At 65.4% G+C, this 13,288-nt stretch carries 11 protein-coding genes; 8 read left to right on the top strand and 3 right to left on the bottom strand.

All coding sequences use genetic code 11. The features are described from left to right. Positions 1-9: 9 nt before the first annotated feature. Genes ACO0M4_RS40380 through ACO0M4_RS40365 form a run of 4 tightly spaced genes read left to right on the top strand, consistent with a single transcriptional unit; the run spans position 10 to position 4,886 of the window. Positions 10-786 (top strand): TnsA-like heteromeric transposase endonuclease subunit, encoded by a 777-nt coding sequence (locus tag ACO0M4_RS40380; protein ID WP_430376262.1) that lies wholly within the window; start codon positions 10-12, stop codon positions 784-786. Next, positions 752-2,866, top strand: coding sequence for a Mu transposase C-terminal domain-containing protein (locus ACO0M4_RS40375; RefSeq protein ID WP_430376261.1), 2,115 nt, complete (start codon positions 752-754; stop codon positions 2,864-2,866). Before ACO0M4_RS40380 ends, ACO0M4_RS40375 begins: the two co-directional genes overlap by 35 nt. Then, positions 2,857-3,885: a TniB family NTP-binding protein gene (locus ACO0M4_RS40370; protein WP_430376260.1), complete on the top strand. Its 1,029-nt coding sequence runs from the start codon at positions 2,857-2,859 to the stop codon at positions 3,883-3,885. The genes ACO0M4_RS40375 and ACO0M4_RS40370 overlap by 10 nt, the downstream gene beginning before the upstream one ends. Continuing rightward, the gene (locus ACO0M4_RS40365) at positions 3,882-4,886 is read left to right on the top strand and encodes a TniQ family protein (protein WP_430376259.1); all 1,005 of its coding nucleotides are present in this window, start codon (positions 3,882-3,884) and stop codon (positions 4,884-4,886) included. Before ACO0M4_RS40370 ends, ACO0M4_RS40365 begins: the two co-directional genes overlap by 4 nt. Before the next feature lie 334 nt (positions 4,887-5,220). Here ACO0M4_RS40365 and ACO0M4_RS40360 read toward each other — a convergent pair whose 3' ends face one another. The 3 genes from ACO0M4_RS40360 to ACO0M4_RS40350 are packed head-to-tail and all read right to left on the bottom strand — an operon-like array spanning position 5,221 to position 9,111. Next, the gene (locus ACO0M4_RS40360) at positions 5,221-7,161 is read right to left on the bottom strand and encodes a hypothetical protein (protein WP_430376258.1); all 1,941 of its coding nucleotides are present in this window, start codon (positions 7,159-7,161) and stop codon (positions 5,221-5,223) included. A gap of 1 nt (position 7,162) precedes the next feature. Continuing rightward, positions 7,163-7,735: a hypothetical protein gene (locus ACO0M4_RS40355; RefSeq protein WP_430376257.1), complete on the bottom strand. Its 573-nt coding sequence runs from the start codon at positions 7,733-7,735 to the stop codon at positions 7,163-7,165. Beyond that, complete coding sequence (locus ACO0M4_RS40350) at positions 7,732-9,111, bottom strand: dsDNA nuclease domain-containing protein (RefSeq protein WP_430376256.1); 1,380 nt, start codon at positions 9,109-9,111, stop codon at positions 7,732-7,734. The genes ACO0M4_RS40355 and ACO0M4_RS40350 overlap by 4 nt, the downstream gene beginning before the upstream one ends. A 288-nt stretch (positions 9,112-9,399) precedes the next feature. Here ACO0M4_RS40350 and ACO0M4_RS40345 point away from each other — a divergent pair, with 288 nt between their 5' ends. The 4 genes from ACO0M4_RS40345 to ACO0M4_RS40330 all read left to right on the top strand — a co-directional run bounded on the left by ACO0M4_RS40345 (position 9,400) and on the right by ACO0M4_RS40330 (position 12,914). Then, positions 9,400-9,855, top strand: coding sequence for a DUF6228 family protein (locus ACO0M4_RS40345; RefSeq protein WP_182776057.1), 456 nt, complete (start codon positions 9,400-9,402; stop codon positions 9,853-9,855). Beyond that, a complete protein-coding gene (locus tag ACO0M4_RS40340) occupies positions 9,852-10,325 on the top strand; it encodes a hypothetical protein (protein ID WP_430376255.1) in 474 nt (157 codons plus the stop codon). The genes ACO0M4_RS40345 and ACO0M4_RS40340 overlap by 4 nt, the downstream gene beginning before the upstream one ends. 220 nt (positions 10,326-10,545) lie before the next feature. Next, a complete protein-coding gene (locus ACO0M4_RS40335; RefSeq protein WP_430376254.1) occupies positions 10,546-12,030 on the top strand; it encodes an AAA family ATPase in 1,485 nt (494 codons plus the stop codon). Next, complete coding sequence (locus ACO0M4_RS40330) at positions 12,030-12,914, top strand: HNH endonuclease (RefSeq protein WP_430376253.1); 885 nt, start codon at positions 12,030-12,032, stop codon at positions 12,912-12,914. Before ACO0M4_RS40335 ends, ACO0M4_RS40330 begins: the two co-directional genes overlap by 1 nt. Positions 12,915-13,288: the final 374 nt, after the last annotated feature.

Genomic DNA, 13,288 nt, shown 5'->3' with positions numbered 1-13,288 from the left:
GGGTGGCTGATGGCTGAGGAAGACTTCTGGCTGGAGTACCTAGACGCCCGCGGCGAACCGCACGGCGGGCCGCTTGAGGTGATGTGGCCGACCCGTTTCGAGGCAGCCGGGCAGGTACGCGGGTTCCCTTCGTACCGGGGGCAGCGGAACTTCCCGGGCTGGTACTGGGCGGCTACAGGTGGTGACCTGGTGGGCTATGAGTCGTGGGTGGAGCTCGGGCACCTGATGAGGCTGGACGCCGATCCGGATGTGGTGGCGGTGGCCTCGCAGCCGTTCCGGCTGTCGTGGCGGTACAGCGACCGGACCCGGCGGACCCGCCATACGCCGGACTACTTCGTACGCCGTCGGGACGGCACCGCTGTGGTGCTGGACGTACGTCCGGACGATCGGATCGAGCCGGACGACGCGAAGAAGTTCGCGGCCACGGCCGCGGCCTGCGCCCGGGTTGGCTGGGGCTTCGAGCGAGTCGGGATGCTCGATCCCGTGCTGGCGGCGAATCTGCGCTGGCTATCGGGCTACAGGCACCCGCGGGTGCGGCGCGAGCCGGTCGCCGATGCCCTGCAAGCGGTGTTCGCAGAGCCGCAGGGACTGCTTGCGGGGGCCCGGGAAGTCGGGGATCCGATCGCCACGCTGCCGGTGCTCTTCCACCTGTTGTGGCGCCGTGTGTTGGCCGCTGACTTGGGGGGCGAGTTGCTGGCGGGGGCCACGCGCGTGCACCTCGTTCCTGCGGTGGCGAAGGAGGTGGGCGGGGATGCCGGGGCGTCCGCAGCTGCTGTCGCTGGGTGATCGGGTTCGCTACGATGGGCGCGAACACACCGTGGCTGCCTTGCACGGCACTTCGGTGCGGCTGGTGGATGACGCCCTGGCCGCCAGTGTGGTGCTGCTGGGGAACTTGCTGGCCTCTGAGGGATTCACCGTACTCAGCAGCGCGCCGAGTCGCCCGTCGTTGCCCGATGCGGGGGTCCTGGAGGGACTGTCCGAAGACGCCGCAGAGCGGGCCGAGTGGTGGCGAAGGCACCTGACCGAACTGCTTACGGGCCGTCCAGACGTCGATGCGCGCACCCCAGTGAAGGCCGAGTACGACCCGGCCGTGAACTCGTTGCGGCAGCGGGAGCTGGCCAAGCTCGCCGAACTACGCGAAGTAGGCGAGGAGGTGGGGCTGAGCACGCTGCGCCGGATGCGCTCTCGCTTCGAGCGCGAAGGGGTGGCGGGTTTAGTGGACGGTCGGCAGCGCAAGCCCGCCACCGGCACGAGCCGGGCCGATCCGCGGGTGGTCGAGGCCATCGAGAGGATCGTCAGCAGCCGGACCGACGAGCCGACCGTGTCCGCACAGGTGCTGCGGCGCAAGGTCGAACGCCTGCTGGCTGCTGAGCACGGCAAGGGAGCGGTTTCGATGCCCTCCAGGGCGACGTTCTACCGCCTGTTGGAGGCAGTCTCGACCGGGCAACATCTGCTGGGCTCGGCCCGCACCCGCCGCTCGCTGGGCAAACAGCCGAAGCGGATGTTTGGGCAGCTGACGACAGCACGACCAGGTGAAGTGATGGAGATCGACTCCACGCCACTGGACGTAATGGTCGTCCACGACGACGGGACAGTGGACCGCTGCGAGCTGACCGGACTGGTCGATCTGGCGACGAGGACGCTGGCCGCGGTGGTGTTGCGGCCCTCGACGAAGGCGGTGGACGCCGCCCTGCTGCTGGCGCGGGCGATGACGCCCGAGGTGGTGCGGCCGGGCTGGTCGGACGCGTTGCGCATGTCCCGGTCGGTGCTGCCCTATGCCTCGCTGCTGACGCTGGACGAACGGATGGCCAAGGCCGCCGCGAAGCCGGTGATCGTCCCGGAGATGGTGGTCAGCGACCGCGGGAAGGCGTTCGTCTCGGACAACTTCCGTAATGCCTGCCGCCACTTGGGGATCTCGTTCCAGCCCGCGCATCCGGACACCCCGACCGACAAGCCGCATATTGAAAGAACCTTGGGCTCCGTGGCAACGATGTTCGCCCAGGATCTGCCCGGCTACACAGGCCGGAGTGCCGAGATGCGAGGCAGGGATCCGTCCGCACGAGCGGTTTGGTCCATCCACGAGCTCCAGGAACTGCTCCAGGAATGGGTCGTTTCGACGTGGCAGGTCAGGCCGCACGGCGGGCTGCGAGACCCGTTGATGCCGGATCACCCGTTGAGTCCGAACGAGAAGTACGCCGCGCTGGTGGCGGCGGCCGGATACGTGTCGGTCGCGCTGAGCCCGGAGGAGTACATCCAGCTCATGCCCCGCGAATGGAGGGTCATCGGTCCCGGAGGGGTGCGGATCAACAACCGTACTTACGATTCCCGCGACCTTGTCCCCTTTCGGCGCCAGCCCTCCGGGGCGGGTCCGGACGGGAGGCTCTGGGAGGTCCACTACGACCCTTATGACATCTCCTGCGTCTGGGTACGCAACCACCGTGGCACGGGCTGGATCACCGCGACCTGGCGCCATCTACGCACTTCGCCCGTCCCCATGGGTGAACTGGTCTTCGACCGGGCCCGTCAGGTGCTGGCCGAACGTGAACAGCGCAAGCCGGACGAGGAAGCGGTCGCTGAGGCTGCGGTCGAGCTGCTTGACCGGGCCGCTGACGGTCCCGAGGAACGCCCTGTCCGGCGGCGGAAGAGCTCGGGCCGAGCGGCCGAGCGGCGTGACCGCAAGGTCGTCGGCCGCACCCGTGCCACCAGCCAGTCGGCCTGGCCTCGTCCCGAGACGCCCGCCGCCTCGCAAGCGCTTCCGGCCGAACCAGCTCAGGTCTCCGATGCCGCCGATGAGGACGAGGAGTTGGCGAAAGTGGTGCCGCTGGGGATCTTCGACGCTCGTGAGGAGGCGAAAAGATGGTGGTGAGCCCCTCCGGAAATGATCGCTCTGGGGCCGACAAAGACGAACGTGTGGAGCCGCCCACCACTCTCACTGGCTGGCGGCGGTTCGTGGAGAAGGACCCGCACCCCTTCGACCTGCTTCCCCACCCTCGATGGGAGTCGATGAGCGACGAGGAACGCACCGACTACGACGAAGCTCGCATCGACTACCACTCAGAACTCCAAGTGGTACGCACGTCCACAGTGAAGGAAGTCGCTCATCAGGGACGCCTTCTGACCCTGCTCAACCGACGCGAGCACGGAGCTCGCCGCGGCCTGATCATCTCTGGCGACCGCACCACGGGCAAGACCACTGCACTCCGGCAGCTCGGGCGCCTTCATGAACTGCGTGTTCGGCAGAGATCCGGCGAAGGCCAACGCATCCCGGTGGTCTATGTCACCGCACCGCCGAAAGGATCACCCCGGAAGCTCGCCTTGGAGTTTGCCCGCTTCCTCAACATCCCGACCATCACCCCTCGCCACAACACAGCCGACATCACGCATTCCGTCTGTCAGGTGCTGACAGAGGCCCGCACGGACCTGGTGCTGGTCGACGAAATCCACCTCATGAACTTGGGCACGATCGCCGGAGAGGAGCTCTCCGACCACCTGAAGTACTTCACCGAGCACCTGCCGGCCACGTTCATCTACGCCGGCATCGACGTCGAACACTCCGGACTGTTCACCGGCATCCGCGGCGGCCAGATCGCAGGTCGCTGCACCCTCCTGCACACCGGCCCCTTTCCCCTGGGCCGCGAATGGGAAGGGCTGGTCGCGACCATGGAGGGCACCCTTCGCCTGCACAGGCACGCCCCCAACACATTGACCAAGTTGCACAAATACCTCTACCAGCGGACCGGCGGCATGATCGGCAGCCTCTCCCATCTTGTCCGTGCCGCAGCCATCTCCGCGATCCTGGACGGCAGCGAAAGCATCACCCGGCGACAACTGCACGCCATCCACGTGGATCACGCCAGCGAGAGCGCCTACCGGACATCCGCATGATCGGGGTCAAGGCCCCGGCCGGGCGGGCACGGCCTCTGCCTCTGACCTCCCCGCCCTTTCCGAATGAGACTGTTCGGTCCTATGCCACGCGGCTCGCGCTGCTCAACGGGGTTCCCCCGAAGCACGTGCTCCGCCGCTTCTACTCGGCGGAGAGGCCCCTGGACAGGCTGGATCTCCTCGCCGTTCGCAGCGGTCAGACACCGAAATCCCTGAGGAAGGCACTGCCCGAGCTGACCACCGCCACGGCATGGCACCATCCGGGCTACCCGTTGATCAACCGGACCTGGGCCTGCGACTTCTGCGCGGCCGCACATACTGGAAAGACCAGCTGGCGGATCGAGATCTGGGGGCTCCGAGACCTCAACCAGCTCTGCGTCAAGCACCGCCGGTGGACAGGCAGTGGCACCGCCTACGACTCGTACTTTGAGCGAAGCGTCGAGATCCCTTCAACCGGTCAGTGCAGCGTTGCGCAAGCGCCCGAGATCGTTGAAGCTCAACGGCGCCTCCACCGGCTCTGCCGTCACAGCAGATACCGCAGGATCCTGCCCGCCTACGAAGAATGCTCCAAGTTCTGGCGCGACCTGACCAGACACGGCTACGCAGCAGACCGCACGGAGCGCAGACTCCGCTTGATCCATCCGGACGAGACCAGTCGGCACCGGCCATACCCATACGCCGAGGCCGCCGACTTCCCCGACGTCGTCCAGGTCGCCGCTCTCTTCGCTTCCTTCTACTGGCGAAAACAAGCCCTCGGAAGCCAGGGAGAGGTTCAGCGCTTCCGCCGAGAGTTCGACAGGCGACTACCCGCAGAGCGGAAGCTGAGGACAACCGCCATCCCATGGCTCCAAGAAGAGATCGTGCGGCTTGCCCAACGGGTCGACGAGGCCGTCCGCCACCATGAGGCCAGCCTCGACGGGCTCGTAACCGCCCACCCGCACGACCAGTTCCCTCCCCTGCTCATCCGAAGGATCTTGAAGCGTTCCCCAGCACACGCACGGTGAACTGCCTCTGCCCTCAACTCTGGACTGATCGCTTCTCCGCGATGGGCCGCAGCGGGAACATTATCGACATCCTCGGCAGGATCTTCGCTGCCGTCCGAGCGGTCCACGTCCCACCGCTCACCTCGCGGCTCGGCACTCCATCGCCTGCTTCCGCCTCGACTGCGTGATAGAACGCATCACCACAGTCGTCATCGCGGCCGACCAACCGTTCGTAGACATGGGAAGCCACGTAGTGGAGCGTCTCCCAATCCGGCCAATCATCGTCGCCCAAGATCGTCGCGGTTGCCCCCAGAGCGCTGGACTTCGGGAGCTTCGGCCAAGGCATCGGGATCAATCACGAACCCTCTTCTTGGTTCTCTATACGAGTGACCTGGTCAGGGCCGGGGTGATCCACGCCGGGCACCATAGGGTTCTCGTAATCGAACTCCACCTTCCCGAAGGAGTCGCTCGTGATGGGCGGGGGGTCGTTGTCGGCAATGATCAGTTGCAGGCGTTCGCCGTACGCGTCAGCCAGAGTTCTGAAGCGGCTGTAGATCTCGGCTGCGCGTTGGCGGTCGGAGGCGTTGTTACCGAAGGCCTTGCGCGGTGAATCGATCACGAGGAGCGACGGAACGAGTACGTCCGGGTGGTCGAGTCCAAAAGCAAGGAGTGCGAGGCTGTAAGCGAGGTTGACAGAGGTAGCGATGCCCCCGCCGGAGGCTTGCAAGGACTCAAAGGGCCGTCCGTTGATCACCGGCAGGTAGGTGTCGCGGTCGATGACCGCCGTGTCGACCCAGGGCAGGTTCCAGCTGGTAAGCAGTCGGCTGAACTCAGTGCTGAGGTCACCGACCAGAGTCTGGCTGGCCTTGAGCTGCTCGGACTTCTCCTTGATGTCCTTGTTGACCTGCCGACGGTTGGCCTTGAGTGAGCGAATGTCCGCGTCGATGGTGCGCACCCGTGCCCAGGACTCGCGCAGTTGGGTAATGGCATCAATGCTGGCCTTGAGCGAGGCGACGCGGGAGCTGGCCTCGGCGATGGCATCGAAACGCGGGGCGACCGCATCACGGGTCTGGGCGTCTAGCTCCCGGCGCAGACTCGTGACGGCGAAGCTGAGTTGCTGCGACCGCTCCTGGACGGTCTGCAGGTGCGCTTCGTCCGCCTGCTGGATGCGCTGTGCATCCTCAAGCTGCTGCTGCAGGGCCGTGCGTGTCTCTTCGATGGCAGCCGGGTCGATGTCGGCCTCGACTGGGTCGGGTTGGAGACAGACGAGGCAGTGACCGTCCTCGACAGCCCGGGCCGCCAGCGACTGCATGCACCGCGGGCAGACGACGAACTCGAAGGGGGAAAGCTGGTCGATGGCCGTGACCGACCGTGAGAGACGGGAGAGGTCGAGCTGTACCTGAGCTACGACGGCATGCCGGGCCTCCACGAGGTCGGCAGCCGCAGACACTTCTTCTTCGGTCCGCCGGGCGGTGCGTATGGCGATCTGCAGCTCGTCACGCAGCGCGGTGTCGGCGGCGGTCTGCTCCTCAAGTTCGGTGCGAAGGCTAGCCAGGGCGGACGATGCCCGCCCCAGGGTGTCGCGCAGCTGAGCTAGCTCGGCCCGCAGTTCGTCGTCGCTGCGGGGGTCGGAGGCTGCCAGGAAGGAGCTGACATTGTCGTGCTCGGCAGTTCTGGCCTTCAGTGTGTCCAAGAGCTGGTTCCTGGTGCGCTTGAGCTCCATGAGCGCGCTGTCGGTGAGCCCGAACATCAGGCGGAAGAGCTCTCTGCGCTTTGTCTCAAACCAGCTATCCAGGTGACCGACGACCTGACGATCGATCTCGCGCGCTTGGAGGTAGACATACGCGTACAGGTCGTTGAAGGTGAGGTTCTGCGGCCGCGCTGCTCCTTCTCGTCGTGCTGCGATCTGTTCGCGCGGGAAGCCGAGCGCGTCCAGGAGGTGGTCGGAGAGCGTGGTGACGCCTTCCGAGGCCCGCAGAGGCAGGGTGCGTTCCAGAGCGAGAGAGTGTGGATCGAGGAGATCCACGGTGTCGGCGGTGTCTCCCTCGATGGTCCGTCTGAGCACGACACGTTCGCCGCCGGCCACGACCTCGGCCTGGACCGACAGGACGTGATCGCGAACCGCCGGGGTGAGCATGGCGCTGCCGCCGAGGGCGTGCTTGAAGAGCATCAGCAGACTGGACTTACCCGTGCCGATGGGGCCGGTGATCACGGTGGCCGGACGGTCGAAGCGGTAGGTCTGTTCCGCGTCGGCCGTCGTGACGGTCAAAGCAACGATGCGCAGGTGGACAGCCACGTCAGATCTCCGTCCGCCAGGGCCGGTCGACGGCGTCGGGCAGACGGTCGTAGATGAGGTTTTTCAAGGCCGATCCTGACTTGTTGAAATGCCGCTTGAGCAGCTTGATGCGGCTGGCGACAACGGCCCATTCCGGCGTTGCGGCAAGAGAGGCCGCGGCGGAGACGCCCTGCGGCGTGGCACGGAATTCCGCTCTCGCGCTGTTGCTGTAGACGATCAGACCACGGGCGGCGAGTGAGCCAAGGACGCTGTAGTAGCGCTGGTCCCAGGGCCCGTACTTGTAGCGGGTCATACGGCTTTCGACCGCGAGGCGCTCGGGTGGTGTGGGGGCGGTTCCTACCGGCCACGACGCCTCGCCACCGGGCAGGAGACGTTCCAGCATTGCTGGATAGCGCAGCAGGAAGTCGAGTTTGGCGAGCTTGGTCAGCCCGTCGAGCCCTCCTTTGGCGGTGGTGAACTGCGAGATGAGCAGAAGGATGCGCGCCTCGTGGTAATGGACCTCACGCTGCTCTGCCTGTCGCCGCTGAGTCCGCATGCGCGCTACGGCGGTCTCGAAGTCGGCGCTGGGGGTCATGAGGCTTCCTCATCCGTGTCGAAATTTTCGGAGAAGAAGAAGAGGCACTCGTCGCACAACTGGTAGGCCAGACCGCGCAGATGCAAGTTGCTGAGCAGAATCGGCGGCGGCGACGGCAGAGCTTCGACCTTCAGCTTCTCGGCCAGCAGGTCGTTCATCTTGTTGCCGAACTCGCTGCCCTCGGCCAGCTGAGCGCGCGCATGGCGTCGGCACTCAAAGGCCATCTCCAGAACGTCCATCGACAGGTTCATAAGGTCGGTTTCATCCCCGGCCAGACCGGAACGGCGCTCGGACCAGGTCGTGTACCACGCGGAGCGGAGCCGTTCGGCGAACGCCGCCTCGTCGGAGGGCACCAGGCCCCGGCGCAGCTTGCGGCCGAGCTTTACCCCTCCCGGCGCCACCACGGGTGCCTGGCCTCGTGGGAACGTGGGCAGCTGAACCGTCGTGTACGCGATCGCCTGGCGAACGATTTCGCGGGTGATTCTGCGCCGGCCGATGCGCTGCTGCATCCTCGTGCTGTGACGGACACGGCTCGGGTCGGCGATGTAAACGGCCAGTTGGCTGCGGTCGCTCTCATCACGGTTGGCACGCTCGATCCGATCCACGACGGCCCGGTAGGTGCTTTCAAGGTCGACGTGCGCCAGCTTCAGTTGCTCGACGGCAGGCACCAGAAGCCGTTGGATGTTGACGTCGGTGATGTGTGCGCGCTGCGGTGGATCGCAGGAGATCTCCAGGACTGCGAGGAAACGAAGGACCTTCTCCACGAACCCCGTTGGCACCTGGATGTTCGCGAGCTTGCGCACCTGGGGTGTATCCGGGATGTTGGGATAGGGCTGTTTCCAACGTACTTTGAGCATCTGGCGGGCGACTGTCTCCGCCATAGAGGACAGCCCATCCGTGAGTTCCGGCTCTGGGCCGCACATCCGAGCCAGCGTGCCAGTACCACCCTTGATCGGGCTCAGCGCCGCGTTCGTCGCCAGTCGGAGACGGACATTGGCAGCACACTCGCATGCACACCAGCGGTCGAAGAGATGGGTCAGGCCGCCGCTCTTGCACAACTCCGTAAGCGACCAAGTGCCCTGATTCTCTTCTCGATGCTTAACCGATACCAGTTCCACTGACCCATCGGCCCACGCCACGACGAAGTCCTCGTGCCACTCGCAGACGACGAAGTCGATTGCGTCCTCCGTGAGCATGGCGAGACACTCTCGCGCGGCTACCTCCGCCTGGTACCGGTAACGGCCCAGCGTGTCCGAGCCGCTGTCTTCCTCCGGATTCAGTTCGAAGATTGCGTGCCCTGAACCGTCCGGATCATCCAGCTCAGCGGGCGCTCTGACACCTTCAGCCCCTACGCCCACACCTGCCGCATCGACCATCTACGCCCCCGATCCGGCCCTGCACTAGGGCACGTCCCCCTGCCGCTTCTATCCCGACATCGGAATTGAAGATCCCTACCCGTATCACACTCCAGCACCGCTACGTAACAGTCCGTCGCGATTCAATGCCTAACCAGCCGTTCGTACAGTCACCTCGGCAGAGGGCGCCGGGCACTCACACCTGGCATCGCTATGGAGCGCGTCTGTGCAATCGCCGAAGCCGTTCTCCACCCCACCGACAGCGAATCCAAGTGACGTCGAACGAGCTGCTGACCTAGCGTTCCACCCATGACCACACCAGACGTCAGCACTGACGATGAGGCCAGTGTGACCATCCGCTGCCAGGACAACGCGTCCGTCAGCGTGACGTTCTGCGACCGGTTCAGCTTCGACGCCGACTCCGTGCACTATGCCGTCGAACTGCGCGCTCCCGGGCTGACCGCTCGCGTCGACGAGGTCGTCGCCTGGATCTGGGACAGCGACCTCACCACGTTTCTGGAAGAGCTCGCCACCGACTACCGGGGGTGGGACGGCGAACGGAGCTGGCATGCCAACGACCGCGACCTGACGGTGTCGGCGGCCTTCCGGTCCGGCGGCTACGTCGGGCTGACCTGGGCCTTGCGGCCGTGGACGCAGGCCGCAGGCGGCTGGGGCGCCTCGGTGACCACCTGGCTGGAGGCCGGCGAGCAGATGACTTCCCTCGCCGCCGATGTCCGGGCCTTTCTCGCCGAGGAGAACCAGTGACATCCGACATGCGCATCACCTGGACGGTTGCAGGATCCGGGTGGGCCGACTGCACCCTTGAAGATCGCCTGGTGAAAGTCGAGCTCACCGCGTCCTACATCACCAATGCGCCCGAGGAGCTCCTGACCGCGGTGGGCCGGCTCGTCGCCGGCGAGACAGAGACCCGTGCCCAGTTCGAGGCCGAGCCGACTGCCTACCGGTGGATCTTCTACCGCGAAGGCGAGGACATCTGGATCCGCGTGCTGGAACTGCGCGACGGCAGCGATCACGACAACAGGGGAACCGAAATCTGGTCCAGCCAGCTCGGCATCGACCAGCTCGCCCGCACCGTGATCCGCTGCTTCGACGAGGTCGCGCAGACTTACGGCGAGAGCGGCTATCGAGGCAAGTGGGGCGAACACTTCCCACGAACCGAGCTCGAAGCCCTCAGACGCCTCTGGCACGCCCACCACCGCAGCGACAACACATAGCCGCACCGGCCCGCGGCAAAGCAACGGCGGCCCTACTCCAGACTCCAGCGTCGCACTCCAGCCGGGCCGCTGAGTTCGCGACGTCCGCCCCCGCACACCCGTGCGCGCCGCCGCCTAAAATCGCACATCACGACGGAGCACAGTAAGCAGGGGGAGGGCGAGGAAAACCGTGCGATTCGGCGTATTTTATGACGACCGTCGCTTGGCCGAAGGGGGCGCCATGGCGGAGGATCTTTTCGATGCGCTCCTCGTCCACGACACCTGGGACGACGACGGATACCGCACCATGTTCACGTTGCGCGTTCTGACCAGGGAGGGCTGGATCGAGGTCGGCACGGTGAAGATTGGCCACGTGGCGACGGATGGCGAGAACGTTCCCGCCAACTATCTGCTCCCGGAGCGCTTCAGCCGCCTGGACAGCTCGCGCTATTTCTCGGTGGGCCAGGATGAAAGCTATTACTACACGCTGAGCGAGATACCCAGCGCCATCCGGGAGGAAGTACTCACCGCGCTCCGGGATATCGCCTATGACGAGGACTCCTTCCGCCTCGCGCGGAACCAAGATGTGACCCGCACTTCGCTACTGCGCTTCGTCAAGATGTCGACCGTGCGCGGGCAGCTGCGGCGCATCGCACGCGGTGGAGCGCGCCGGGTAAGTTTCGATATCGCCTACGAGCCGCCGCTGCCACCGGCAATGGGTTCCGTGCGGTTCGAATTCAAGGTCGAACCAGGCTCCCGGCCGGCCAGCAACGTGCACGCCCTGACCGGACGGAACGGCGTGGGGAAGTCATATGTGCTTTCCCACTTGGCCCGCGCCGTCGCTGCGGTCGAGCCGCAGATATATGAGCTCGGGCGGATCATCGAGTACGGCCGCGAGGGCCGATCCTTCAACAACCTGGTGACTGTCTCGTTCAGCGCCTTTGACGACTTCCCGCTCGTCGAGGGCGACGAAATGTTCATCGCTTCCTACGTGGGCCTGCGTGTTCAGGGTTCACGATCCCCCAGGTTCAAGACCCCTGGCGGGCTCAGGAAGGACTTCGCGCAGGCCATGAAGGCATGTCTGACGCGCGAGCGCAGCCCACAATGGATCAGGGCATTGCGCACCCTCGACTATCCCGGGAGCGGGCTCCTGGAGGAGGGATGGCTGGAGAACTTCGAGAACACCGCAAGCCTGAACAGCCGCGAGAATAAGGCCCGGCGGCTCTTCCGCCATCTCAGCGCCGGCCACCGGCTCGTTCTGCTCACCATGACCCGGCTCATCGAGCACGTGAGTGAGCGGACCCTCGTCATCATCGATGAGCCGGAAACCCACCTCCATCCGCCCCTACTGTCCGCGTTCATGCGGGCGCTGTCCGACCTGCTCGCCGAGCGCAACGGGCTGGCCATCGTCGCCACACACTCTCCGGTTGTACTCCAAGAGATTCCTGCCCACTGCGTCTGGAAGCTCTGGCGCTACGGCGGGCAACTCGGAGCCGCGCAGCCCCGCATCGAAACGTACGGCGAGAACGTCGGCGTGCTGACTCACGAGGTCTTCGGTCTGGAACTCACCGAAGCCGGCTTTCTGCACGAACTACGACGTCTGGTCGACGTCGGCTACTCCTACGACGCTGTCCTGGAACACTTCAGTGGACGGCTTGGCAGCGAGGCACAGTTGGTGCTCAGCGCCTTGCTCGGCCAGCGCGACGACGTGGAGGGACACGGCTGATGCAGCACATAGATCCTCCGACCTTCGACGCACGCGACGTCTACACCACCTGCATCGCCAACGCCCGCCCAAATAGCCGAAAACGGCTGGAGTCGTTCACCGACGCGGTGGCCGATGCAGCAAGTGCGTACGAGGCAGCCGCTCAGGGCCAGGCTCTTCACACCCTCACCGGCCTCGCCGCCACGCCTGGCACCCGTCGCGACCGCAAGGCACTGGAGGGGGTCTACACCGACCGGTTGGCCAAGGACCGTGCTCCGGGCCGCCGCATCTACGAGGCGCTCAAAGGTACGACCGACCAAGAAGGCCGTCGACGGGATAACCGGTGTCCCCTGTGCGGGGAGGGCCTGGTAACCACGCTCGATCACCACCTACCCAAGAACACGTACCCGCTGCTCAGCGTGGTACCGGTTAACCTCATCCCGGCTTGCCGCGACTGCAACACCGGCAAGCGCGCGACAGTCCCCGTCAATGCGGGTGACCAGACCCTGCACCCCTACTTCGATGACTTCTCCCACCACCCCTGGCTTCGAGCTCGTCTCAGGAGGCCACGCGGCAATGAGCAGCCGTCGATGAAGTTCTTCGTTTCCCCCCACCCTGATTGGAGCGACACACTCACAGAACGCCTCCAGAAACACCTGAAGGTGTTCGACCTGGACTACCGGTACAGCCTTCTGGTTAGTAGCCACATCGCATCCACCAACCACGACCTCACGATGATGCCCACTAACTCCGTCGCCCCCTGGCTTGAGCACAAGGCCGAGGGCTGGCGCTACCGGGGTAACCCCAACACGATGGGCTATGCCCTGTTCAAGGCGCTGGCGGCCGACAAGTGGTATGTCAGCGGCGGCTGGCGCGGCTCAAGCCCGGAGACAAACCTCGACTAATCGGCCCGACAGTCATTCTCCGAGAAGGCCGATTTGAGGACACGCCACGACTTCGGAGAAGAGGGTGCAACAGCTCACTGGGGCTGGACGTGACGCCGCAGTCAGTCCGCCGCGGGACCGACCGATGGCGTGGTCATCGGGTTCGCCGACCGGGCCCCCTTCTGCGGACCCCGGCCAAGTGCAGAGGCCGACGGGCTTGTCATTGGTTCTCTCTCGTGTCGTGGTTTGGGCGCACCAGACACGGCACGACTCCGCTCGACGGCAGAGCGACTGGGTTCGATGTCAACGGACAGCTGCTCAGGTTGAGTGAGACAGGCCAGCCATTGCCGTCTCACTCAACCTGAGCCACCCCAGGTCACCGCCTCACGATGGTC

The organism is Streptomyces sp. RGM 3693 (assembly GCF_050471125.1).
Lineage (GTDB): Bacteria > Actinomycetota > Actinomycetes > Streptomycetales > Streptomycetaceae > Streptomyces.
This window is presented reverse-complemented; position numbering and strand designations above follow the sequence as displayed.

Excerpts from the sequence above, each read along its gene's own strand:
- ACO0M4_RS40380 (WP_430376262.1), top strand. The coding sequence starts at position 10 with ATGGCTGAGGAAGACTTCTGGCTGGAGTACCTAGACGCCCGCGGCGAA.
- ACO0M4_RS40375 (WP_430376261.1), top strand. The coding sequence starts at position 752 with ATGCCGGGGCGTCCGCAGCTGCTGTCGCTGGGTGATCGGGTTCGCTAC.
- ACO0M4_RS40370 (WP_430376260.1), top strand. The coding sequence starts at position 2,857 with ATGGTGGTGAGCCCCTCCGGAAATGATCGCTCTGGGGCCGACAAAGAC.
- ACO0M4_RS40365 (WP_430376259.1), top strand. The coding sequence starts at position 3,882 with ATGATCGGGGTCAAGGCCCCGGCCGGGCGGGCACGGCCTCTGCCTCTG.
- ACO0M4_RS40355 (WP_430376257.1), bottom strand. The coding sequence starts at position 7,735 with ATGACCCCCAGCGCCGACTTCGAGACCGCCGTAGCGCGCATGCGGACT.
- ACO0M4_RS40350 (WP_430376256.1), bottom strand. The coding sequence starts at position 9,111 with ATGGTCGATGCGGCAGGTGTGGGCGTAGGGGCTGAAGGTGTCAGAGCG.
- ACO0M4_RS40345 (WP_182776057.1), top strand. The coding sequence starts at position 9,400 with ATGACCACACCAGACGTCAGCACTGACGATGAGGCCAGTGTGACCATC.
- ACO0M4_RS40335 (WP_430376254.1), top strand. The coding sequence starts at position 10,546 with ATGGCGGAGGATCTTTTCGATGCGCTCCTCGTCCACGACACCTGGGAC.
- ACO0M4_RS40330 (WP_430376253.1), top strand. The coding sequence starts at position 12,030 with ATGCAGCACATAGATCCTCCGACCTTCGACGCACGCGACGTCTACACC.